Source organism: Myxococcus sp. MISCRS1 (assembly GCF_026626605.1).
In the GTDB taxonomy this organism is placed as follows: domain Bacteria; phylum Myxococcota; class Myxococcia; order Myxococcales; family Myxococcaceae; genus Myxococcus; species Myxococcus fulvus.
This window is the reverse complement of record NZ_JAPNKB010000001.1, coordinates 2,568,642-2,594,853: the sequence shown is the minus strand read 5'-3', so window position 1 is coordinate 2,594,853 and position 26,212 is coordinate 2,568,642. Positions and strand designations below refer to the sequence as shown.

The 26,212-nt window shown below is 72.3% G+C and carries 3 protein-coding genes; all 3 read left to right on the top strand.

Annotated elements, in window-relative coordinates:
* Nucleotides 1-408 precede the first annotated feature (408 nt).
* Genes OWM54_RS09815 through OWM54_RS09805 form a run of 3 tightly spaced genes read left to right on the top strand, consistent with a single transcriptional unit; the run spans nucleotide 409 to nucleotide 26,200 of the window.
* Nucleotides 409-12,453 carry a type I polyketide synthase gene (locus OWM54_RS09815; protein ID WP_267697307.1) on the top strand — a complete coding sequence of 4,015 codons (12,045 nt, stop codon included), beginning with the start codon at nucleotides 409-411 and terminating at the stop codon, nucleotides 12,451-12,453.
* Complete coding sequence (locus OWM54_RS09810) at nucleotides 12,450-16,505, top strand: amino acid adenylation domain-containing protein (protein ID WP_267697306.1); 4,056 nt, start codon at nucleotides 12,450-12,452, stop codon at nucleotides 16,503-16,505. The genes OWM54_RS09815 and OWM54_RS09810 overlap by 4 nt, the downstream gene beginning before the upstream one ends.
* The gene (locus OWM54_RS09805; protein ID WP_267697305.1) at nucleotides 16,502-26,200 is read left to right on the top strand and encodes a non-ribosomal peptide synthetase/type I polyketide synthase; all 9,699 of its coding nucleotides are present in this window, start codon (nucleotides 16,502-16,504) and stop codon (nucleotides 26,198-26,200) included. Before OWM54_RS09810 ends, OWM54_RS09805 begins: the two co-directional genes overlap by 4 nt.
* Nucleotides 26,201-26,212 lie beyond the last annotated feature (12 nt).

The window sequence follows — 26,212 nt, the reverse complement described above, 5'->3', positions numbered from 1 at the left end:
TCAACCGAGGATGGGGAGTCCACTCTCCCGCAAATCGTGCGCGAATGGCGTGTTTGACATTGATGTGACGCAGGCGGACGCAAAACCTGCGTTGAGAGTGTCTTTGTTCGGGTGCCTTTGCAGTGTGCATATTCTCAAAATCGGATTGTCCGGGAGTGCTCTCCACCCCCTGTCCGCGGGGCAGAAAATCATCTGGTATTGCGCGAGTTCCGGGCGTAGAGAGAGATCGCCCGAGCGGCGGAGTTATGGGTTGTTGTATGCGTTGCCGGGTGTATCGGTAGCAGGTCAATCGCTGATTCACATGGATGCGTGGGTGCATGCCTGGGGTCGGGCATGTATGTCTTTTGCGACGTCCAGGGTGTCTCCGGTCGTGGACGGAAGACCGCCTGGATGCCAGTGAGGCAGGGAATGGAAGAGCGGGTTGGCGACGTCGACGGGCTGCGGGCGTGGCTCGCGGTCGAGCTGTCCTCGTTGCTGGGGCGTGAGGCGAGCGAGGTGGGGCTCGCGACGCCGTTCTTCCAGATGGGCGTCGACTCGCTCGTCGCGCTCAAGTTGATCTCCCGGCTGTCGGGGGTGCTGGGGCGGCCGCTGTCGCCCACGCTCATCTGGGAGCATCCGACACCCGCGGGGCTGGCGGCCCATCTGCTGGGACCCGAAGCGGCGTCGAAGCCCGGCTGGGACGTGCCCGGCCAGGAGCCCTCGGAGCCTGTCGCCATTGTCGGGCTGGCCTGTCGCTTCCCCTCCGCGCCGGATGCCGAGGGCTTCTGGCGGGTCCTCCAGGAGCGCGTCGACTGCGTGACGGACGTGCCCCCGGAGCGCTGGGCGGCCTCTGCCGGGACCTGGGAGCGACCTGGGGCGTTCCTCGACACGGTCGACCGCTTCGACCCGGGCTTCTTCGGAATCTCGCCCCGGGAGGCGGGGCAGATGGACCCCCAGCAGCGCTTGATGCTGGAGCTGTCGTGGGAGGCGCTCGAGGACGCGGGCATCGCGCCCGGGACGCTGCGGGGCTCGCGCACCGGCGTCTTCACGGGGCTGGTCTGGCGCGACTACGCCGACCTCCAGACGCTCCAGGGGGCCTCCGCCTCCCTTCATACCTGCACCGGCCACGCCGGGAGCATCGTGGCGAACAGGGTCTCCTATACGTTCGGGTTCGAGGGCCCCAGTCTGGCCATCGACACCGCCTGTTCCTCGTCGCTGGTCGCCATCCTCGAGGCCTGTCGCAGCCTGCGCGCGGGCGAGTCGACCCTGGCGCTCGCGGGGGGCGTGCAGCTCAATCTCTCTCCCCGCACGCTCCAGGCCGTCTCTGCCTTCGGTGCGCTCGCGCCGGACGGGCGGTGCAAGACCTTCGATGCGCGGGCCAACGGCTACGGGCGCGGAGAGGGCGCGGGCGTCGTCGTCCTCAAGCCCCTGTCGCGCGCCCTGGCGGATGGGGACTCCATCTACTGCGTCATCCGTGGCGGCGCGGTGAACAACGACGGCGCCAGCAACGGGCTGACGGCTCCCAGCCCCAAGGCCCAGGAGCAGCTGCTGCGCGCCGCCTACGGCGCCTCGGGCGTGGACCCCGCGCGGGTGCAGTATGTCGAGCTGCACGGGACGGGAACGCCGCTGGGCGACCCGATAGAGGCCCGGGCCCTGGGCGCCGTGCTGGGCGGGGCGGCGCGCGCTTCCGGGCAGCCCCTTCGCGTGGGCTCGGTGAAGACCAACATCGGGCACCTGGAGGCGGCCGCGGGCGTCGCGGGAGTCATCAAGGTGGCGCTCTCCATCCGGAAGCGGCGGCTCCCGGCGAGCCTGCACTTCGAGCAGCCGAACCCGCACATCCCGTTCGATGCGCTGGGCCTGAGCATGCAGACGGCGCTCACGGCGTGGCCCAGGGACGACGAGCCCGCGCTGGCGGGCATCAGCTCCTTCGGCTTCGGGGGCACCAACTGTCACCTCGTCGTCGAGGAGCATCTGCCGGGGCCCCGGCGGGCCGTGGCGCCTCCCTCCGTCGTGGCCCGCCCGCCGCTCCCCGGAGGGCCGAGGAAGGTCGCGTTCCTCTTCGCGGGCGCCGGCTCGGCGTGGTGGGGCATGGGGCGGGAGCTGCTCGCGACGCAGCCCGTCTTCCGTGCGCGCTTCGAGGCGTGTGACGCCGTGTACCGGGGGCTCGGGGGCGACTCGCTCGTGGAGGCGTTGCTCGCGCCTCGCCACCGCTCGCGCTTCGAGCGGGGCGAGGTGCAGTTGCCAGTCGTCCTCGCGCTCCAGGTCTCGCTCGCGGCGACGTGGCGGGACTGGGGCGTCGAGCCGAGCGCCGTCATCGGCTACAGCGTGGGCGAGTGGGCCGCGGCGCACGTGGCGGGAATCCTCACGCTGGAGGAGGTCTTCGCGCTCGCGCGCCATTACATCCAGGTGCAGCGGAGCGTGACGGGCGGCGCGGGCATGGGCGTGGTGGGGCTCCCCGCGGCGGAGGTGGAGGCGCGCCTCGCCGGGGCGGGGAGGATTGCCATCGCCTCGGTGAACAGCCCCCGGTCCACGGGCATCGGCGGAGAGCCCTCGGCCCTCCAGGACTTCGCCTCGCGGCTGGTGGCGGAGGGGATTTTCGCGCGCACGGTGGAGATCGACTTCTACGCGCACATCCCCCAGGTGGCGCCGCTCGCGCCGCTCTTCCTGGGAGGCTGTCCGGCGCTGAGGCCGCTGCCGGGGCGCATCCCGATGGTCTCGACGGTGTCGGGCGCGTTCGTCGACGGCGTGTCGCTGGGACCCGGGTACTGGACCGACAACTTCCAGGCGCCCGTGCGGTTCGCCGACGCGGTGAAGACGCTGCTCGACTCCGGGCACGAGGTCTTCCTCGACGTCAACCCGCATCCCATCCACGCGCGCTCGGTGGAGGAGAACATCGCGGCCCACGCGGCGACGGCCACGGTGGTGCAGGGGCTGCAGCGCGGAGCGTCGGACCTGGATGGGCTTCATCGCGCGCTCGACGCGCTCGCCTCGGCGGGCCACGCGATTCGTTGGGAGCGTGTGTTGCCGGAGGCCCCTGTGCCTCCCACCGCCGACGGGGCCGCGGAGCTGTTCGTGCTCTCCGCGAGGACGGAGCCCGCGCTCCGGGCGCAGGCGCGTCGTGTCGCCGGGCAGCTTCGCGGCGCGCCCACGCCCTCGCTCGCGGACCTCTGCGCCACCGCGGGGCTCTGGCGTGACCACCATGCGCACCGGTTGACGTTGGTGGCCCGGACGCGGACGGCGCTGGCGGAGGAGCTCGAGGCGTTCGGCCAGGGGGCGCCTCCTCGGGCCTTCCAGTCCCAGGGGGTGGTCCGACAGGGCGAGGGGCCGCGCGTGGGCTTCGTGTTCTCGGGGCAGGGGGGCTTCCCGCTCGGGGAGAGCACCCGCCTGTTCGAGGAGGAGCCCTGCTTCCGGGAGATGTTCGAGCGCTGCGACCTGGCGTTCCGCGCGCGCACCGGGGCCTCGCTCGTCGAGGCGATGGAGGCCGCGCGGGAGGGGGCCGCTCCGCCGCGCACGGAGGTGGAGCAGCCGCTCCTGTTCGCCTTCCAGGTGTCGCTCGCCGCGCTGTGGGCGGCGTGGGGCATCCGTCCGGACGCGGTGGTGGGGCACAGCATCGGAGAGGTCAGCGCGGCGCACCTCGCCGGCGCGCTGTCGCTCGATGAGGCGATGGCCCTGGTCGTGAGCCGCAGCCGCTTGATGGGGAAGACGGCCGGACGCGGAGGCATGGCCACGGTGGCGACCTCGCTCGAGCGACTGTCGCCGCTGCTCGCGCCTCACGGTGACGCGCTGTCGGTCGCCGCGCTCAACGGTCCGGAGGACATCGTCGTCTCGGGAGAGCGCGCGTCGCTGGAGTCGCTGCGGGACAGCCTCCAGGCGCAGGGGATTCGCGTCCGGCTCCTGAACGTCGACCACGCGTTCCACAGCGCGCAGATGGACGCGCACCTGGCGGAGCTGGACGAATGCACGCGGGAGCTCGCGCCCAAGGCGCTGGTGACGCCGCTGTACTCCACGGTCCGGGGTGGGCGGGTCCTGGCCTCGGTGCTCGACGCGGACCACTGGCGCGCGAACATCCGGCAGCGGGTCCTGTTCGCGCCGGCCATCCAGGCGATGCTCGCCGACGGCTGCCGCGTCTTCGTCGAGGTCTCCCCGCATCCGGTGCTGTCGCAGCCGCTGGCGCGGACGCTCGAGGCCTCGGGGGTGGAGGGGACATCGGCGCTGTTCTCCGCGCGCCGTGACCGGCCCCCTCGCGTCACGATGCTCGCCGCGTTGGGGGCGCTCCACACGTTGGGGCGCGAGCCCGCGTGGAAGGGCGTCTTCCCCCGTGGGGGCCGGCGGGTGGCGCTGCCGTCCTATGCGTGGCAGCGCGAGCGCTACTGGTTCGACGTCGCGCCCGGGGCCACGCCAGACAAGGGACATCCGCTGCTGGGGCGCGCGGTGGAGGCTCCCCTCGGCGAGGCGCGCTTCGAGTCCTCCCTTCGGGCGGACCGCGTGCGGCTGCTCGCCGACCACCGGCTCTACGGCACGGTGGTGGTCGCGGGCGCGAGCATGGTCGGCATGCTGCTGGAGGCGGCCCGTCGGCTCTGGGGGCCGGAGGGCTGTCGCGTCCAGGATGTGCTGTTCCTGAGTCCCATCGTGATGGAGGACGCCGAGGAGCGGGTCTTCCAGGTGTCCATCGCGGCCGGGGGTGACTTCCGGCTGTCGACCCGGCTCGCGAGCGATGACGCGGAGTCACCGCGCTGGACGCTGCATGCCACGGGGCGACTGGAGCGAAGCGGGGAGGCGCCCTCCGAGGCCGAGCCGCTCGCCGGGCTCGAGGCCCGCTTCGAGGCGCTCCCATCCATCGAGCGTTTCTATGAGGGCATCGACCGACAGGGCCTGGTGCTGGGGCGACAGTTCCGCTGGCTGGAGGCGGTCTCCCGGGGCGAGAGGGAGGCGCTGGGGCGGCTGCGTCTTCCGGACGAGGGGGATGGCGCGGAGGACTACCGGCTGCATCCGGGGCTCATCGACTCGTGCTTCCAGGTGCTGGGGGCGGTCTCGGGCTTCTCGTCCATCGAGGGGATGGCCTTCGTTCCCATCGGCATCGACCGGTTCGTGCTCCACGGGGCGCAACGTCCTCGGTTCTGTCATCTCGTGCTGCGCTCGGGGACGGGCGCGGTCGACGAAGCCTCGACGGTGGACCTGCGGTTGCTGGACGACGCGGGTGTCGTCGTGGCGGAGGTCCACGGCCTGACGATTCGCCGGGCGCCTCGGGACACGGTCCTGCGACGAGACACGGGGGCGGCGCCGCTGCACTTCCAGGTGGAGTGGCAGCCTCGGCCCGTGGCGGTGCGGCCCTCCGCGAGTGAGCCCGTCACCTGGTTCCTCCTCGCGGACCGCGGCGGTTTCGCGGAGGCGCTCGCCCGACAGCTCGAGCTTCGGGGTGCTCGCGTGGAGGTGCTCTCCTCCGACCTCGCACGTCCTGGCGCTCACGGCGACGCGAGTGCTTCAGACGACCACGGTCGCGCTGGTGCACGTGTGGAGGAGCGGTCCTCCGACAAGGGCGATGAGCTGCGCCTGCTCGAGCGTCTCGACGCGCTCGGCGATTCGACGCGGGCCTGCGTCGGAGTCGTCGACCTGCGAGGGCTCGATACTTCCTCGCCACTCGACGGTGTCGAGCGTGGGGTCGGGCTCGTGAAGCTGCTGGCGACCCATGGCGGTGGGACTCCACCGCGCCTGGTCCTGGTGACGCGAGGCGCGCAGGCGACCGGCGTGGAGGAGGGTGCCCTCGCCGTCGAGCAGTCGCCGCTCTGGGGTCTGGGCCACGTGGTGGCCCTCGAGCACCCCGAGCTGCGCTGTGTACGCATCGACCTGGACCCGTCCTCTCATGGAGAGGACGCGGCGCTGCTCGCCCAGGAACTCTCCTCGTCGCAGGATGAGGACCGCGTCGCCTTCCGCTCGGGTCGTCGCCTCGTGGCCCGGCTCGCACGCGCGCGGCTTCCGCGTGCGCCCCATCCACTGTCTTTCTTCGCCGACGCCACCTACCTCATCACCGGCGGCCTCGGGGGCCTGGGGCTCGAGGTGGCCCGGTGGATGGTGGACCGGGGCGCGCGTCACCTGGTCCTCATGGGCCGCCGTGCGCCGGAGCCGCTCGCGCAAGCACGCGTGGATGCGCTGCGGTCCGCTGGCGCGAACATCACCGTGCGACAGGCCGACGTGTCGTCGCGCGAGGAGGTCGCGCGGGTGGTGTCGGAGTGCCGCGCGGCGATGCCTCCGCTCCGGGGCGTGGTGCATGCCGCGGGCGTCCTCGACGATGGGCTCCTCGTGCTCCAGGACAGGGCGCGGATGGCCGACGTCCTCGCGCCCAAGGTCCACGGAGCGCTCAACCTCCATCACGAGACCCTCGAGTCGCGCCTCGACTTCTTCGTCCTGTTCTCCTCCGTGAGCGCCGTCTTCGGGACCACGGGACAGGTCAGCTACGCCGCCGCCAATGCCTTCCTCGACGCCCTGGCCTATCACCGGCGCGCCAACGGCCTGACGGCCACGAGCATCAACTGGGGCCCCTGGGCCGAAGTGGGCATGGCCGCGCGACTGTCCGCCGACGCCGGCAAGTCCTGGTCCGGTTTCGGAGTGGGGATGCTCGCCCCCGCCGCGGCCCTCGCGTCGCTGGAGGGCATCCTCGGCGCCGACCTCACGCAGACCGTGGTCGTGGCCGCTGGCGGGCGCGCGGTGCGGGAGGGGCTGCCTGCCTTCTTCGAGGTCCTCGCGCCTCGTCGCGCCGAGCCCACCCGCTCCGCGCCGCCCTCGACGGTGTTCGCGGGGGCCTCGCCTCGTGAGGCCCGCGCCCGACTGCTCGCGCTGCTCCAGTCGCAGGCCTCGGACGTCCTCGGGCTGTCGTCCTCGTCGCCCATCGACCCGCGTCGACCCCTCCAGGAGCTGGGGCTCGACTCCCTGATGGCGTTGCAGCTGCGCAACGCCTTGTCCACCGCGCTCGGTCGCTCCCTCCCCGTCACGTTGTTGTTCGACCACCCGAGCCTGGAGCAGCTGCTCGACTTCCTGGGGCGCGAGCTCCCCTCCGCCGACGCGGCGGCCTCGGAGCCGGCGCCTCGGGCCGTGAAGCCACGCAGGGCGGCCCTGGACGGCGCCGAGCCCATCGCCGTGGTGGGGATGTCCTGCCGGCTGCCCGGTGGGGTCCGGAGCCCGGAGGACTACTGGCGCCTGCTCGCAGACGGCGTGAACGCGGTGCGCGAGGTGCCCGCTTCGCGCTGGGCGCTCGACGACTGGTACGACGCGGACCCGGAGGTCCCCGGCAAGACGTACTCGCGACACGGCGGCTTCATCGACGACATCGACGCGTTCGACGCCTCGTTCTTCGGCATCTCCGGCGCGGAGGCCCGGTCGATGGACCCCCAGCAGCGCATGTTGCTGGAGCTGAGCTGGGAGGCGCTGGAGCGCGCGGGCATGGCGGTGGAGCGACTCAAGGGGACCCCCACCGGGGTGTTCCTGGGCATCTGCCTGAGCGACTACGCGCTGCTGGAACTCAACGCCGCCGATGCTCGCGGCATCAACGCCTACTCGGGCTCCGGTGGCGTGCTGAGCGTGGCGGCCGGACGCATCGCGTATGCGCTGGGCCTGGAGGGCCCCACCTTCGCCGTCGACACCGCCTGCTCCTCGTCCCTGGTCGCCACGCACCTGGCCTGCCAGAGCCTGCGGGAGGGGGAGTGTGACGTCGCGCTCGTGGGCGGCTCGAACCTGCTGCTCTCGCCGCGCATGACGGTCTACTTCTCGAAGCTGAAGGCGCTGTCCCCGGACGGCGCCTGCAAGGCCTTCGACCGCTCCGCCAATGGCTATGTGCGAGGAGAGGGCGCGGGCGTGGTGGTCCTCAAGCGCTTGTCGGAAGCGCTCGCGGAGGGCGACCCCGTCCTCGCCGTCATCCGGGGGACGGCCGTCAACCAGGATGGCCGCTCGAATGGCCTCACGGCGCCGAGCAGGCCCGCCCAGGAGCGCGTCATCGAGAGCGCCCTGCGCCAGGGTGGCGTCGCCCCGCGCGACGTCGGCTACGTCGAGGCGCACGGCACCGGGACGTCCCTCGGTGACCCCATCGAGGTGCAGGCGCTCGCGGCGGTCCTCGGGCGTGGGCGTCCCGCCTCCTCGCCGCTGGGAATCGGCTCGGTCAAGACGAACCTGGGACACCTGGAGGGCGCGGCGGGAATCGCCAGCCTCATCAAGGCCATCCTCGCGCTTCGCCAGGGCGAGCTGCCGCGCAGCCTCCACTTCAAGGAGCCCAGCCCCCACATCCCCTGGGCCGAGCTGCCCGTCGAGGTGATCTCCGAGCACCGCGCATGGCAGGTCCCGGACGGGACGCGGCGCATCGCCGGGGTCAGCTCGTTCGGCTTCAGCGGGACCAATGCCCACGTGGTCCTCGAGGAGGCCCCGAAGCGTGAGCCTCGGGCGGAGGCCCCGGCGTCCGTGGAGCGTCCCGAATTGCTCGTCCTGTCGGCCCGCTCGGCGGAGTCCCTGCGCGAGGCCGCGGGGCGTCTGTCCGCGACGCTGACCGGAGGCGACGGCGCGGCGTGGCGCGACCTCTGTTACTCCACGAGCTGTCGTCGGAGTCACCACGAGCATCGGCTCGCGGTGGTGGCTCGTTCCCGAAGCAGCGCCGCGGAGTCGCTGGAGGCCTACCTTCGTGGCCTGTCGCACCCGGACGTCACGTCCGGCTATGCCCTCCCCGGCGCGGCCCCCAGGGTCGTCTTCCTGTTCACCGGACAGGGAGGGCAGTGGTCCGGCGCGGGGCGCGCGCTCCTCGAGGAGGAGCCCGTCTTCCGCGAGGCCCTGCGGTCCGTGGACGCCGTGCTGATGAAGCTCGCGGGCTGGTCCGTCATCGAGGAGCTGCGGCGCGAGCAGCCCCGCTTCGAGCTGGCCCACATCTCCCAGCCCGCGCACTTCGCGCTCCAGGCGGCGCTCGTGGCGCTCCTGCGCTCCTGGGGGCTGGAGCCCGACGCGGTCCTGGGGTCCAGCATCGGAGAGGTGGCGGCGGCCCACGCGGCCGGGGTCCTCTCGGTCGAGGACGCGATGCGCATCACCCTCGAGCGCAGCCGCATCCTCGCGGCCATCGCGGGGAGTGGCGCGATGAGCGCGGTGGAGCTCTCCGAGGCGGAGGCCGCCGAGGCCATCGCGGCGCAGGGCACGCGGCTGTCCATCGCCGCGCTCAACAGTCCGACGTCGGTGCTCCTGTCCGGTGACACGGGAGCGATGGAGGAGGTGCTCGGCGCGCTGACGGCGCGCGGCGTCTCCTGTCGTCGGCTCGGCCTGGACTACGCCTCGCACAGCCACGCGGTGGAGCCCCACCTGGAGGCGCTGCGACAGGCGCTGGAGGGGCTGAGCCCAAGGCCCGAGACGCTCCCGCTCTTCTCCTCGGTCACCGGCCTGCGCGCGGAGGGGCGGGACATCGACCGCGACTACTGGGCCCGCAACCTCCGGCAGCCCGTGCGCTTCGCCCCCGCCATCTCCGCGCTCGCGAGCGAAGGCCATTCGCTCTTCGTCGAGATTGGACCCAACGCGGTCCTGTCGCGTCCGGTGCAGCAGTGCTTCCAGCAGACGGGCCGGAGCGCGACGGTGGTGTCCGCGCTGCGCCGGGGAGAGGCCGAGCGTCACACCCTGCGCGCGCTGCTGGGCGGTCTGTTCGTCGCGGGCGTCTCGCCAGCCTGGGAGCGGCTCTTCCCGGAGGGCGGGGCGTTGGTGCCGCTGCCGTCCTATCCCTGGCGCAAGGAGCGCTACTGGGTCGCGAGCCCGGCTCCCGCCGCCTCGAGGCCCGCCTCCACGCAGGAGGTGCTGCCCCTGCACGGGCGCCGCGTGCGCTCTCCGCTGGCGGAGACCCTGTTCGAGGTGGAGCTGTCGGTGGAGCGGATGCCGTTGCTCGGCGAGCACCTGCTCCACGGCGCGGTGGTGGTCGCGGGGGCCGGGCATGTCTCGATGGTGCTCTCCGCGCTCCAGTCGCTCCAGGGCACCGCGCCGATTCGTCTGGCCGACATCGTCTTCCCGCGCGCGCTCGTGGTGGAGGCGGGGCTCGGGCGTCCCGTCTCGGTGGTGGTGGGAGCGGAGCAGTCGGGGCGCGCCTCCTTCCGCATCCAGAGCCAGGAGGCGGGGGGCGACTGGGTGCTCCACGCGGAGGGCAAGGTGCTGCGCTCCGGCGCGCCGCGAGTCGACGCGGCGGTGTCGCTGGAGCAACTGCGCGCGCGATGTCCGACCCCCCTCGAGGTGCCGCGGGTCTACGAGACGATGGATGCCGAGGGGATCTCGCTCGGGCGACGCTTCCGCTGGGTCGAGCAGCTGTGGCGGGGGGAGCGGGAGGCGTTGGGACGCATGCGCGCTCCGGAGCCCGAGGACCGGCAGCCGGCGACACCGTTGCACCCCGGGTTGCTCGACTCCCTCTTCCATGTCCTGCGCGGCGTCCCGGGCGTCGTGCGCGATGACGGCGTGCCCCTGATTCCCGTGGGCATCGAAGGTGTGGTCTTCCTGTCGCCGCCTCGCGGCACGCTCTGGGCGCACGCCATGCCGCGGCCCGGGAGCGGCCAGGAGGGCGAGACGCTGAGCGCCGACTTCCGCCTCTTCGGTGAGGACGGGGTGACGGTCGCGCGGGTGGAGGGGCTCGTCGTCCGGCGCGCTCCCCGCGAGGCCTTCACGAGGGAGCGTGTGCGTGCGCCCGGCCAGGACCTGTTCCAGGTCCGTTGGCGACCGGCGCCTGCCGTCACGGCTCCGACGCGGGAGACTGGACCCTGGCTGCTCCTGACGGACCGTGGCGGTGTCGGCGCCGCGGTGGCGGACCGGCTGGGGGCGGAGGGCTCGCCGTGCCAGGTGATGGCGGCCCCTGAATCGACGGAGTCGGAGGCGTCGCTGCTGCGCCGATTGGAAGCGGCGCTCGGCGCGGGCCCCTGTCGCGGGGTGATGTACCTGGCGGCGCTCGATGTCGGAGCCCTGGAGCCCGGGAGCGAGGCGCGGGTCACCACCGAGGTCCTGGTCGGCGCGGTGCGGGTCCTCCAGGCGCTGACCCAGCTGAAGCGCCCGGTGCCCCCCCGGCTGTGGCTCGTCACGCGGGGCGCTCAGTCGACGGACGCGCGGCACGCGCTCTCGCTGGCCCAGGCGCCGCTCTGGGGGCTCGGGGCCACGCTGCGCCACGAGCACCCGGAAGTCCGCTGCACGCTCGTGGACCTGGACCCCGCGCCGGCCGCGGACACGGTGCATTCGCTGTGCACGGAGCTGCGGCTCCTGGATGGCGAGGACCGCGTCGCGTGGCGGGACGGCGCGCGTCTCGCCCAGCGACTCCAGTCCCTGGAGGTCATCCCGGAGCCCGGCCCCGTGCCGGTCGTCGCGGACGCGACGTACCTCATCACGGGGGGCCTGGGCGGGCTGGGGCTGCGGTGCGCGCGGTGGCTCGCGAAGGAGGGCGCGCGGCACCTGGCGCTCCTGGGGCGCCACGCGCCTTCCGAGGAGGCCCGCGTCGTGCTCCAGGCCCTCGCGGCGGAGGGCGTCTCGGTGCGTGTGCTCGCGGCGGACGTGGGCGAGCAAGCGTCCCTCGCGCGTGCGCTCTCGGAGCTGCGCGCGGACATGCCTCCGCTTCGGGGTGTCATCCACGCGGCGGGGCTGCTCGACGATGCGTTGCTGGCGAGCCAGGAGCGCGAGCGCATCGAGCGGGTCCTGCGGCCGAAGGTCGCGGGGGCGCTCCACCTGGACCAGCAGACGCGAGCGGACCCGCTCGACTTCTTCGTGATGTTCTCCTCCATCGCCGCGCTGCTCGGCGGGGTGGGGCAGGCGAACTACAGCGCCGCGAACGCCTTCCTGGATGCGCTGGCCGCCGAGCGGCGGGCGCGTGGACTGCCCGCGTGCTCGCTGGCGTGGGGCCCCTGGGCGGAGGTCGGACTCGCCGCGGCGCGCGCCGACCGGGGCGCCCGGCTGGAGGCCCTGGGCCTGGAGAGCCTCGCGCCGGACGAAGGCGTGGCCATCCTCGGCAGGCTCCTGCGAGGAACGACCGAGACCCACGTGGGCATCGCCCGCATCGACTGGGCGAAGTGGGGACAGGTCTATCCCTCGGCGGACCACGCCTCGCTCCTGACCGACTTCCTCCTCCGCGCGCGGCCCCGGGCCCCGGGCACGGCGGTGGCCGAGGGACTTCCCGCGCTCCACGAGCTGGCCCGGATGACCCCCGAGGAGCGTCGGGCGCGCGTCGACGGCTCGCTGCGGCGCGAGGTGGTCTCGATGCTGGCCCTCCCTGGAGACCTGGCCGACGGCCGCCTGCCGCTGGTCCGCTTCGGCTTCGACTCGCTGATGGGCATGAAGCTCAAGGCGCGGCTGGAGCTGGCGCTGGGGGTCTCGGTGCCGGCCGTGAAGCTGTTGAGCGGCCTGAGCTTCGACGACCTCGTGGCGCTCGTCCTCGAGAGCCTCGACGCCGTGCCGCCTCCGCCGGAGGCGGCCCTGGATGACCCGATGGAGGAGTTCCAATTTTGAATGCCACCGAACTGATTGCCGAGCTGACGCGCCTGGGTGTTGAGCTCAAGGTCGAGGGCGAGCACCTCCGGGTCCGCGCCGCGCGCAACGTCATCACGCCCGAGCTGCAGCAGCACATCGCCTCCCGGAAGGCGGAGGTGCTCGAGCTGCTCCGACGCCAGGGCGAGGCCCTCCGCTCCGAGCAGGATCACGCGCCCTTCCCGCTGACCGAAATCCAGGAGGCCTATCTGGTCGGACGCGGCACCGACTTCGGCGTCGGCGGCATCTCCTGCCACCTGTACCATGAGCTCGACGGCCAGGCGCTGGACGTGGAGCGGCTGTCGCGCGCGTGGCGGCGCCTCATCGAGCGGCACGCGATGCTGCGCGCCGTGGTGCTCCCGTCGGGGGAGCAGCGCGTGCTGGAGCAGGTGCCGTCCTTCTCCATGCCCGTGCTGGACCTGCGTGGACAGGCGCGGGACGTCGTCGAGGCGAAGCTCGCCGGGATTCGCCAGGAGCTCTCCAACCGCTCCGTGCCGCTGGGGCAGTGGCCCACCTTCGAGCTGCGCGCGACGCTGCTCGATGGGAACCGCACGCGCATCCACCTGGACATCGACGCCATCACGATGGACGCCGCCGCCGTGCTCGCGCTCCTTGAGGAGTGGCGCGAGCTGTACGTGACGCCGGAGAAGGTGCTGGAGCCGGTCCCGGTGTCCTTCCGGGAGCACGTGCTCGCGGAGCTCTCCGCCCGCGATACGACGGCCTACCGGAGCGCCGAGGCCTACTGGCGCGCGCGCCTGGATGACCTGCCGGAAGCCCCGGTGCTGCCCCTGGCCACGCCTCCCGAGCAGCTGGTGCGCCCCGCGTTCCGGCGGCTGGGCGGGAGCCTGGACGCGAGGCGATGGGAGCGGCTGAAGGAGCGGTCCGCGCAAGCCGGGCTGACCCGCTCCGGCGTGGTCTGCGCCGCGTTCGCGGAGGTGCTCGCCGCATGGAGCGAGAGCGCCCGCTTCTGCCTCAACCTCACGCTCTTCAGGCGTCTGCCCATCCACCCGGCCATCGACCAGGTGGTCGGTGACTTCACGACGAACGTGCTGCTCGAGGTCGACGGGCGCGGCACGTCGTTCACCCAGCGCGCGGTCCAGCTCCGCGAGCAGCTGGCCCGGGACCTCGAGCACCTGCTCTTCAGCGGCATGCGGGTGATGCGCGAGCGCGCGAGGCGGCGCGAAGGTGCCGCGGGAGCACTCATGCCCATCGTCTTCACGAGCCTGCTGGGACACAGGCCCGGTGGCGCGGGCGCGGGCTCTCCCTTCGGGTGGCTGGGCGAGACGGTCCACGGCATCACCCAGACGCCGCAGGTGTGGCTCGACCACCAGGTCCGGGAGGAGGACGGGGCGCTGCGCTACTCCTGGGACAGCCCGGAGGGGCTCTTCCCCGCGGGCATGCTCGAGGACGCCTTCGCGGCCTACGAGTCCCTGCTCGGTCGGCTCGCGGAGGAGGACGCCGTCTGGGAGGCGCGCTCCCCAGTGCGACTGCCGGCCGCGCAGGCCGCGCGCCGTGAGGCGTTCAACGCCACCGCGTCGCCCATCCCCGAGGCGCGCCTGGAGGCGCTCTTCCTGGCCCAGGCACGACGCGCCCCCTCGCACGCCGCGGTGGTGAGCGCGGAGCGGACGCTGAGCTACGCGGAGCTCCGTGGACACGCGGGCGCGCTGGCGACCCGACTGGTCGAGCTGGATGCGCGGCCCGATGGCTTGGTCGCGGTCATCCTGGAGAAGGGCTGGAGGCAGGTGGTCGCGGTGACGGCCATCCCACTGGCCGGGGCGGCCTATCTCCCCATCGACCCCGCGCTGCCGGACGAGCGCCGCCGGCTCCTCCTTCAGGAGGGGAGGGTGCAGGTCGTGGTGACGGAGCCGGGGCTGGCGGAGCGGTTCGCGTGGCCGGAGGGCGTCCGGGTGGTGAGCATCCCGGACAGCGCGACCGGGGAGCCGCCGCACGCGCCGGCACGTTCGCCGGCGGACCTGGCGTATTGCATCTACACCTCGGGTTCGACGGGGCGCCCCAAGGGGGTGATGGTCGAGCACCGCGCCGCGGCGAACACGCTCCAGGACATCAACACCCGCTTCGGGGTCGGCCCGGAGGACCGGGTCTTCGGCCTGTCGTCGCTGGGCTTCGACCTGTCGGTCTACGACATCTTCGGGAGCCTGGCGGCGGGCGCGACGCTCGTGCTGCCCGAGCCCGACGCGACATGGGAGCCCGCGAGCTGGCTGCGGTGGCTGCGCGAGGCGCGCGTGACGGTGTGGAACTCCGTCCCGACGCTGATGGAGATGCTGGTGGACCTGGTGGAGACGCGCGGTGAGCGCCTCCCGGAGTCCCTGCGCCTGGTGTTGATGAGCGGTGACTGGATTCCCGTCACGCTGCCGGACCGCATCCGCCGCTTGTCCCGCGACATCCAGGTCATCAGCCTGGGCGGGGCGACCGAGGGCGCGGTCTGGTCCATCCTGCACCCCATCACCCAGGTCGAGCCCGGGGCGCGCAGCATCCCCTACGGCCGGCCGATGCTGAACCAGCGCTTCCATGTGCTCGACGAGGCGCTGGCGCCGCGGCCGGAGCACGTGCCGGGCGACCTCTTCATCGGAGGCGCCGGCCTGGCCCGGGGCTACTTCGGCGACGAGGAGCTGTCGCGCGCGCGCTTCTTCACGCACCCAGGCACCGGCGAGCGCCTCTACCGCACGGGCGACCTGGGCCGCTTCCTGCCCGGTGGATACATCGAGTTCCTGGGCCGCAAGGACTTCCAGGTCAAGGTCGCCGGTCACCGCATCGAGCTGGGCGAAATCGAGGCCGCGCTCTGCCGCCATCCCGCCATCCGCGAGGCCGTCGTCGCCGCGCCCGGGGAGCGCACGCAGCGCAAGCTGGTGGGCTACGTCGTCCCCATGGAGGGGCAGCCCGCGCCCACGGACGACGCGCTGCGGGAGTTCCTGGGCAGGACGCTGCCGCACTACATGGTGCCGGGCGTCTTCATGCGGCTGCGGGCGCTGCCGCAATCGGCGAACGGCAAGGTCGACCGCAAGGCCCTGCCCACGCCGGTGGAGGAGCCCGTCCACGGCTCACTGCCCCTGGAGGCGCGGGGCGGGGAGGTCTTCACGCGAATCACCCGCCTCGTCGCCGAGGTCCTCAAGCGCCCCAGCGTCGAGCCGGAGGCGTCGTTGCTCCAGCTCGGCGCCACGTCGGTGGAGCTCATCAAGCTCGCGACGATGTTGGAGCAGGCCTTCGGGAGCCGGCCCCGGATGTCGGAGTTCCTCACGCTGCGCAACACCGCGGACATCGTCGCCTACTACACCCGGCACCCGCCGGCGGAGGCCCCACCCGCGAGCGCGAAGGTGGAGGAGGGGTTGCTGCTGGACCCCGAGCAACGCGAGGCCTGGAAGCGCGCGCGCCACGGCGTCCGCACCTTCGACGCGGGGACGCCCGTGGTCCCGATGGCCGGGCTCTCCGAGGGCGAGGCGCGGCGCCGTCACCTGGAGCGCTCCAGCCACCGGACCTTCTCGTCCGAGCCCGTGGAGGCCCAGGCGCTGGGTCGCCTGCTGTCGTGTCTGCGCTCGCTCGAGGTCGGAGGGCGCTTCAAGTACCAGTACGGCTCGGCGGGGAGCGCGTACGGCGTCCAGCTGTACCTCCACGTGAGCGCTGGACGGGTTCGGGGGCTCGAGGCGGGCGCGTACTACCACGAGCCGGCGCGCCACGCGCTGGTGCGGCTCTCGGCGGTGGACGCGCTCGACGCCAGCCTCCACGCGCCCACCAACCGGTCCATGTTCGCCAGCTCCGCGTTCTCGCTCTTCCTGGTGTGTGACAGGCGCGCCATCGCGCCGCTCTACGGCGAGAAGTGGCGGGACTTCGCGCTGCTCGAGGCGGGGCTCATCTCGCAGTTGCTGGAGCTGCGCGCCGCGGAGCAGCAGCTGGGGCTCTGCCAGGTGGGGGAGCTGCGCTTCGACGACCTCCGCGCCGCGTTCCGGTTGGAGGAGCCGCACGTGTACCTGCACAGCCTGGTGGGCGGCGCCATCGCCTGGGAAGAGGGGGCGTTGTGAAGACGGCCGAGTTCATCGTCGAGCTTCAGCGGCAGGGCATCGAGCTGTGGGTGGAGGGCGAGGCGCTGCGGTTCCGCGCGCCTCCGGGCCACGTCACGGACGAGGTGCGCGCGGCGCTGCGTGAGCGCAAGCACCAGCTCGTGGAGCACCTGAGCGCCACCTCCCGCGTGGCGGAGGTCCAGGCCGCGGTCGTCCCACCACCGGAGGACGCGCGCTTCTCGCCGTTCCCCCTCACCGACATCCAGAACGCCTACTGGGTGGGGCGGCAGGACGCGTTCGACGCGGGCGGCGTCGCGGCGCACAGCTACCTGGAGCTCGCGTTCGACGCGCTGGACCCCGCCCGCCTCGAGCGGGTGCTCCAGCGGCTCATCGCGCACCACGACATGCTGCGCATGGTGGTGCTGCCCACGGGCGAGCAGGTGGTCCTGGCCTCCGTGCCGCCGTTCCGCGTCACGACGTACGACCTCCGCGCGGCCTCGGCCGGGAGCGTCGACGCGCACCTCGCGGCGATTCGCGCGGAGCTCTCCCATCAGGTGCTGCCGGCCGACCGCTTCCCGCTCTTCGAGGTCCGCGCCTCCCAGCTGCCGGGGGGACAGGTCCACGTGCACATCAGCCTGGACCTGCTCGTGGCGGACGCCTTCAGTGTGCAGCTGCTCATCGAGCAGTGCGTGGTGCTGTACCAGGACCTGGAGGCGCCGCTCGCGCCGCTGAAGCACACCTTCCGCGAGTACTTCGCCGCCGCCGCGCGACGTCGCGAGCAGGGGGCCCAGGCCTATCAGCGCGCGCTTGAGTACTGGCGCGGCCGGCTGGCGACGCTGCCCGGTCCGCCCGAGCTGCCGCTCGCCGCCGACCCGGGCACCCGGGGACCTCGTCGCTTCTCCCGCCGCAAGGGCGCCCTGGAGCCCGCCGCGTGGAAGACCTTCCGCGAGCGCGCCGCCGCGGCGGGGGTGACGGCGTCCATGGCGCTGGCCGCGGCCTATGGCGAGGTGCTGCGCGCCCACGGCCGCGGCCAGCGACTGACGCTCAACCTGACGCTCTTCAACCGGCTGCCGTTGCTCGAGGACGTGGAGCGCATCGTCGGCGACTTCACCTCGGGCATCCTGCTGGAGGTGGACGGCTCCCAGCCCGAGTCCTTCGCCCAGCGCGCCCGGCGACTGCAGGGGCAGCTCTTCGACGACCTGGAGTACTCCATCGTGTCGAGCGTGCAGGTCCTGCGCGAGGCGGCCCGGCTCGGCCGTCTGGACACGGGGATGGGCATGCCCTTCGTGTTCACGAGCCTGCTGTCGGAGACGGGGCGCTCGCTGAGGATGGGCGAGGGCGTGCGAATCGTGGAGGTCGTCAGCCAGACGCCGCAGGTGTGGCTGGACCACCAGGTCTTCGAGCTCAACGACGCGCTGTACTTCAGCTGGGACTCCGTCGACGCGCAGTTCCCCCAGGGGCTGATGGACGCGCTCTTCGGGGCCTATGTCCGGCTCCTGCGCCGGCTGGTGGAGGACCCGTCCGCCTGGGAGGCCCCCGCGCGGCAGCCGCTCCCGGCCGAGCAGCTCGCGCGTCGGGAGGCCTACAACGCCACGGGGCGGCTCGTCCCGTCGGAGCGGATGGAGACGCTCTTCCTGCGTCAGGCCGCCACGCGGCCCCAGGCGCCCGCCATCATCGCGGGCGAGCAGGTGCTCACCTACGGAGCGCTGGAGCGGCGCTCGGCGCGGCTCGCGTCATGGCTCATCGCCCGGGGCGCGCGGCCGGAGCGCCTGGTGGCCATCGTCGCGGAGAAGGGGCCGGAGCAGGTGCTCTGCGCGCTCGCCATCCTGCGCGCGGGCGCGGCCTATCTGCCGTTGGACCCGGGCCTGCCGACCGAGCGGCTCCACGAGCTGCTGCGGGACGCGCGCGTCGACCTCGTGCTCACGCAGGCGCATCTCGACGCGTCGCTCACCTGGCCCGAGGGTCCCCGGCGGCTCGCGGTGGACCTGGACGGCGCGCTCGATGTCGGGGACGCGGAGCCTCCCGCCGTGCAAGGCAATGGCCTCGCGTATGTCATCTACACCTCGGGTTCGACGGGGCGGCCCAAGGGGGTGATGATCGACCACCAGGGCGCGGTGAACACCCTGGTCGACATCAACGCGCGCTTCGGGGTGGGGCCCGAGGACCGGGTGTTCGCGCTCTCGTCGCTCAGCTTCGACCTCTCGGTCTACGACGTCTTCGGGACGCTCGCGGCGGGGGCGGCCATCGTGATGCCGGCGCCCGGCACGCTGCGCGACCCGAGCCACTGGCTGTCGGTCCTCACCCAGGGCCGGGTGACGGTGTGGAACTCGGTTCCGGCGCTGATGGAGATGCTCATCGAGTTCGTCGAGGGCGCGGGGCAGCGCCTGCCGGACTCGCTGCGCCTGGTGATGATGAGCGGTGACTGGATTCCCGTCACGTTGCCCGAGCGCATCCGGAGCCAGCGCGCGGGCATCGAGCTGGTGAGCCTGGGCGGCGCGACGGAGGCGTCCATCTGGTCCATCCTGTATCGGATTGGCGAGGTCGACCGCGCGTGGCGGAGCATCCCCTACGGCCACCCGATGGTGAACCAGCGCTTCCACGTGCTGGACGACGCGCTCGAGCCCTGCCCCGAGTGGGTGGCGGGGCAGCTCTACATCGGCGGGGTGGGACTGGCGCTGGGCTACTACGGCGACGCGGAGCGCACCGCCGCCCGCTTCATCGTCCACCCGCGAACCGGTGAGCGCCTCTACGCCACCGGTGACTTGGGGCGCTTCCTGCCGGACGGGAACATCGAGTTCCTCGGCCGTGAGGACTTCCAGGTCAAGATCCAGGGGCACCGCATCGAGCTGGGCGAAATCGAGGCCGCGCTCGACACCCACCCGGCCGTGAGGGGGGCCGTGGTCAAGGCGCTCGGCAAGCCGGGGGGGCCGAGGCGTCTGGTGGCCTATGTCGTCCCGGACGCCACGATTCCGACCCACGTCCTCGAGAAGGAGCCCTCGGACGCGACGCTGGATGAGGCGCATGAGCCGGAGCCTCGACTGGGCGTCATCTCCGACCCCATCGCGCGCCTCGAGTTCAAGCTGAAGGGGCCTGGGCTGCGGACGGATGTCGGCGCCCGTGAGTCCATCGCGCTCGCGAAGCCGGTCCTCGACGCCGCGCGGCTCCAGGCCGTCGTCGACCGGCGCAGTCACAAGTCCTTCCGCTCGAGCCCCGTCTCCCTCGGCCAGCTCTCCGAGTTGTTGAGCTGCCTGATGCAGGTCCAGCTCGAGGACTCGCTGCTCCCCAAGTACCGCTACGCGTCGGCGGGAGGGCTCTATCCGGTGCAGGTCTACCTGCACGTCAAGGCCGGGCGGGTCCAGGGGCTCGCGGGCGGGACGTACTACTACCATCCGAAGCAGCACGCGCTGGTGCTGCTCTCGCCGGACGTGGTCATGAGCCGCGCCCAGCACGCGCCGGGAAACCGGGCCACCTTCGACGACGCGGCGTTGTCCGTGTTCCTCGTCGGCCAGCTCGACGCCATCCAGCCGCTGTACGGAGACCTCGCGCGGGACTTCTGTCTGCTCGAGGCGGGCTACATCGCCCAGCTCCTGATGGGCTCGGCGGTGGGGGGCGAGCTGGGCCTGTGTCCGATTGGTGGCCTGGATTTCGAGCCGCTGCGCCAGCAGCTCGCGCTGGACGCGGGGCATGTCCTCCTGCACAGCTTCCTGGTCGGGGGCGTCGGCGCCTCGGTGAAGGTGGCCACGCCCGCGACGCGCTCGGCTCCGGCGACCTCGCTCCCCGAGGAGCTGCGGCGTCACCTGGTCGCCCGGCTCCCGGACTACATGGTCCCCACGTCCTTCGTGCTGATGGACGCGCTGCCGCTGACGCCCAACGGCAAGGTGGACCGCGACGCCCTGCGTGAGCCGAGCGACAGCGCGCAGGTGGCGCTGCCCGCGTCCCGTGCGCCGCGCACGGAGGTGGAGCGCTCCCTGGCCACCATCCTCCAGGAGGTGCTCCACCTGGACGAGGTGGACATCCACCGCAACTTCTTCGACCTGGGGGGCACGTCGGTGCAGATCGTCCAGGTCCACCGGCGGCTGCGAGAGCGGCTCCACGTGGACCTGCCCATCGCGCAGATGTTCCGGTTCACCACCGTCAGCGCGCTGGCGGAGTACGTGTCGACGCGGGGCACCGAGGCGCGACGCGAGCCTGTCCGTGAGGCGCCGCGTCCGAAGGCCGTGCCCGTGCCGAGCGCGCGTCCGGACCCCGCGCTGGAGTCGGCCATCGCCATCGTCGGGATGTCGGGCCGGTTCCCCGGCGCGAGGAACCTGGCGGAGTTCTGGCGGAACCTGTGTGACGGGGTCGAGTCGGTCTCGTTCTTCACGGAGGAGGAGCTGCGCGGCTCGGTGCTGGAGCCCTCGCACCTGGAGGACCCTCGCTACGTCCGGGCCGGCGCGGTGCTCGACGACGTGGAGCTCTTCGACGCCGAGCACTTCGGGCTGATGCCGAAGCAGGCCCGGCTCACGGACCCTCAGCACCGCATCTTCATGGAGTGTGTGTGGGAGGCCATCGAGGACGCGGGCTATGACCCGAAGCGCCTCCAGTCGCTGGTGGGGGTCTATGCCGGCTCCATCATCAGCAACTACCTCCTGTTCCACCTCGGCTCGTCGGTGGGCCGAGAGGGCGCGGTCCGAGACCTGCAGACGCTGATTGGAAACGACAAGGACTACCTGGCGACGCATGTCTCATATCGGCTCGGCCTGAAGGGGCCGAGCATCAGCGTCCAGACGGCGTGTTCCTCGTCGCTGGTGGCCGTCCACCTGGCGAGTCAGGCGCTGCGCAACCGCGAGTGCGACATGGCGCTCGCCGGTGGCGTGGCCGTGCGGTTGCCGCAGCGCTCCGGCTATCTCTACGAGCAGGGCGGCATCCTGTCCCCGGATGGTCACTGCCGTGCGTTCGATGCGGACGCCCAGGGCACCCTCTTCGGGAGCGGCGCGGGTGTGGTGGTGCTCAAGCGCCTGGCCGACGCGCTGGCGGACGGTGATTGCATCCGCGCCGTCATCCGCGGCTCGGCGGTCAACAACGACGGCTCGGTGAAGATTGGCTACACGGCGCCGAGCCAGGAGGGGCAGGCCGCGGTCATCGCCTCCGCGCTGACGGCCGCGGGCGTGAGCCCCCGCAGCATCGGCTACATCGAGACGCACGGGACGGGCACGCCGCTGGGTGACCAGATCGAGTTCGCCGCGCTCCAGCAGGCCTTCGGTGCCGACGCCGACGCGGTGGGCGTCTGTCCCATCGGCTCGGTGAAGACCAACGTGGGGCACCTGGAGGTCGCGGCGGGCATCGCCGGGCTCATCAAGACGGTGCTGTCGCTGCAGCACCGACGCCTTCCTCCCAGCCTGAACTTCAAGGCACCTCACCCGCAGCTCGACTTCGCGCACAGCCCCTTCTTCGTGAACACGCGGCTCGCGGAGTGGCGCGCCGCCTCGACGCCGCGCCGCGCCGGCGTGAGCTCGTTCGGCATCGGCGGGACGAACGCGCACGTGGTGCTGGAAGAGGCGCCGGAGGTGGAGAGGAAGGGTGTGGCGGAGAGGCCGAGGCACGTGCTGGCGCTGTCAGCGAGGAGCGAGAAGGCGCTGAGGGAGCTTGCGGGCCGGTACGCGAAGGGGCTGGGAGAAGAGGTGGGGGACGCGTGCTTCACGGCGAACACGGGGCGAGGACGCTTCGCGCACCGGGTGGCGGTGGTGGGGAGGACGGGAGAGGAGTTGAGGGAGGAGCTGGCGAGGTACGCGAGTGGTGGCGGGGTGGAGAAGGGAGCGGAGGGGCAGGCGAGGAAGGCGGAGGAGGTGGTGCTGCTCTTCACGGGGCAGGGAGTGCAGCACGAGGGGATGGGGAGGGAGCTGTACAAGACGAGCGAGACGTTCCGGGAAGTGATGAAGCGGTGCGACGAGGTGGTGAAGGGGGAGTTGGGGGAGTCGCTGGTGGAGGTGTTGTACGGAGGGAAGGGGGCGCTGCTGGAGAGGAGCAGCGTGTCGCAGGCGGCGCTGTTCAGCGTGGAGTACGCGCTGTCGGAGGTGTGGAGGGAGTGGGGAGTGAAGCCGGCGGCGGTGATGGGACACAGCCTGGGTGAGTACGTGGCGGCGTGCGTGGCGGGTGTGTTCAGCCTGGAGGAGGGGCTGAGGCTGGTGATGGAGAGAGGGAGGTTGATGGAGGGGTTGGAGGGGGAAGGGAAGATGGTGGCGGTGCTGGCGAGCGAGGGGGAGGTGAAGGGGGAAGGAGGAGGGAGGCTGATTGCGGCGGTGAACGGGCCCGGGGAGGTGGTGCTGGCGGGGCGAGTGAAGGAGGTGGAGGAGGTGGAGGGGAGGCTGAAGGCGAGGGGGAAGGAGTGCCGAGTGTTGAAGACGACGCACGCGTTCCACTCGGAGCTGATGGAGCCGATGAAGGAGGGGTTCGAGAGGGCGGCGGGGAAGGTGGGGATGAAGAGGGCGAAGCTGGAGTTGGTGTCGAACGTGAGTGGGAAGGAAGTGAAGGGGGAGGAGAGGGAGGCGGGGTACTGGGGGAGGCACCTGAGGGAGCCGGTGAGGTACTGGGAGGGAGTGAAGGGGCTGTACGAGAGGGGATACCGGGTCTTCGTGGAGGTGGGGCCGAAGCCGACGCTGACGGGGGTGGGGAAGAGGTACCTGGGGGAGGGAGAGGCGCAGTGGGTGGGGAGCCTGAGGCCCGGGAGCAGTGACTGGGAGATGCTGCTGGGGAGCGCGGCGAAGCTGTACGTGAAGGGCGTGGAGGTGGACTGGGCGGGGGTGGACAAGGGGTATGCGCGCCGAAGGGTGGCGCTGCCGACGTATCCCTTCCAGCGTGAGCGCTACTGGGTCGAGCGCCCTCGTGAGAACGCTCGCGCCGCGACGCTGACCTCGGGTGGCGCGGGGTTGTTGGGTCGACGCCTCCGCTCTCCCGCGCTCACGCAGACGGTCTTCGAGTCGTCGGTGGGTACCGGCGCGATGCCGTTCCTCGCTGAGCACCAGGTGCACGGTGCGACGGTGCTGCCGGCCACGGTCTACATGGAGCTGGCGCGAGCCGCGGCCGCCGAACTCCTGGGCGCAGGTGCGCATCCGGTGGACGGACTGCTCATCCACGACGCGCTCGTCCTGCGTGGTGCCGCCGAGCGTGTCCTCCAGCTCGTCGTGTCTCCGAGCGGTGATGACACGTACACCTTCCAGCTCTTCAGCGCGGAAGACGAGGGCGCCCGAGGCACGAAGGCGCCGAGCTGGACCCTGCACGCATCGGGCAGTCTCGCCAGGGCGCGCGCCGACGTCGTCACCCCCGAGCCACGCCCGCTCTCGGAGCTGCTGGCGCGGTGTCCCGAGGAGGTCCCCGCGGCGAAGCTCCATGCGCACTTCGACGCGCGCGGCATCCACTACGGCCCGGCCTTCAAGGGCCTCGAGCGCATCCGCCTGGGACAAGGCGAAGCGCTGGGCCAGGTGCGACGGCCCGAAGCGCTGACGGCCGAGACGTGGGGAGCGCCACTGCACCCCGCGATGCTCGATGCGTGTCTCCAGGTCTGCGGCGCCCTCTTCCTGGGCGAAGGCCGCGACACCCCGGAGGACGTGCTCGTCCTTCCCGTCGGGTTGGAGCGGCTCGTGGTCTGGAGCGAGCCGGGGACGACGTGTTGGAGCCATGTCTCGATGCGGGCGGGCAGCACGTCGACCGGGGATGTCCGCATCCTCGACGAGGCTGGACGGGTGTGCGTCGAGCTGGTGGGGCTGCGCTTCCAACAGGTGAGCCGCTCCGCGCTGCGGCGGATTCTCGGCACGGGGCGGGACTGGACCTACGAACTCGCCTGGGAGCCTCGCTCCTTGACGGCGCTCCCGGACGGGGCGACCTCGAGTGGTACCTGGGTGCTGCTCGCGGATGGGGGCGGTCTGGCGGACGACCTCGCGAAGTCGCTGGAGGCGCGGGGCGCTCGCTGCGTCCGGGTCCTCGCGGGGAGCACCTACGAGGCGCGTGAGGGTGGGACGTACGCGGTCGACCCGACCCGGGCCGAGGACTTCTCGCGCCTGCTCCAGCACCTCACCGCCACGGGGGGCGGGCCGTGTCGGGGCATCGTGCATCTGTGGGGGCTCGGGGGCGGGCTGTCCGCGCCGTCGACCCAGGACCTGGCCTGCATGGGTGCGCTCCATCTGGTCCAGGCGTTGAGCCGTGGTGGAGGTATGCCGCCGCCTCGCCTGTGGCTGGTGACGCGCGGCACCCAGCGCACGGGGCACGAGGCGGCGCCTCCCTCATTGGCCCATGCGGCGCTCTGGGGATTGGGCCGCACGCTCGCGGTGGAGCATCCGGAGTCCTGGGGGGCGCTCATCGACCTGGATGGCGACTCGCGCGACGAGGACCTCCGTTCCCTGCTGGACGAGCTGCTGCGGACTCCCGAGGGGGAGCAGGTCGCCATCAGGCGCGGCCAGCGGTACGTGGCGCGTCTCGTGCGCGGTGACGTGTCCTCACGCGCGACGCCTCCCGTGTCACAGCTCCGACAGGATGCGACCTACCTCGTCACGGGCGGCCTGGGCGCCCTGGGCCTCCACGTGGCCCGGTGGATGGTAGAGCGCGGCGCACGCCATCTGGTGTTGATGGGGCGCAACGAGGGGAGCCCTGGGGCGGAGGCGGCGCTGCGGTCGCTTCGGTCGGCCGGGGCGCGAATCGAGTGCGTGCGAGGGGACGTCTCGCGGCCCGAGGACGTCGCGCGAGCGCTGGCCACCCGCTCCGGCGACGCGCCACCGCTGCGCGGCGTGATGCACGTCGCCGGTGTGGTGGAGGACGGGACGCTCCTTCACCAGGACTGGGCCCGCTTCGAGCGCGTGCTCGCACCGAAGCAGCGCGGTAGTTGGAACCTCCATCAGCAGACGCTGGAGCTGCCGCTCGACTTCTTCGTGATGTTCTCGTCCTCCGCCTCGTTGCTGGGGGCCGCGGGGCAGGGCAACTACGCCGCCGCGAACGCGTTCATGGATGCGCTCGCGCACCACCGTCGCGCGCTCGGGCTGCGCGCGGTGAGCATCAACTGGGGCCCCTGGAGTGGCGGCGGAATGGCGGCGGCCCTCGAGGTGCCGGAGGCGCGGCGCTGGTTCGAGTGGATTGAACCGGAGCAGGGGCTGGAGCTGCTGGGACAGGTGATGGATTCGGGCCGCGCGCAGGTCGCGGTGCTGCCCATCGAGTGGCCCCGGTACCTGCAACGCTTCGGAGAGGTCGGCGCGCCGAAGGTCCTATCGGGTCTGCTCGACGAGGCTCGGGCGGGCATGCCCCGCGCGCAGGCGTCGCCGATGCGGGCGCGGCTGAAGGGGCTGCCACGAGGTCGTCAGCAGGAGCTGCTACTCGAGCACGTGCACCAGCAGGTCGCCCAGGTGCTGGGCTGGGATGCCTCCGCGCCGAGGTCGGGGGACTTGCGGCTGTTCGACTCGGGCCTGGATTCGCTCATGGCCGTCGAGCTGAAGAACCGTCTCCAGGCGAGCCTGGGCCTCGAGCGCCCCCTGGCGGCCACGCTGGTGTTCGAGCACCCCAGCATCGAGTCGCTGGCCGAGCACCTGGCGCTCGAGGTCTTCGAGCTGGGCCCCCTCGTCCCCACCCCGCCGGCAGCGCCGGTGGAGGACACGGGCCCGACGTTGGCGGAGCTGGAGCGGCGCCCCGAGGAGGAGCTGGGGTCGCTGCTCGACGAGAAGCTCGCGGCTCTCGAGAAGCTGATGGGTGAGAGCTAGTCCCCCCGCGGT

Coding starts and splice junctions, on each gene's coding strand:
- OWM54_RS09815 (WP_267697307.1), top strand. CDS start 409: ATGGAAGAGCGGGTTGGCGACGTCGACGGGCTGCGGGCGTGGCTCGCG.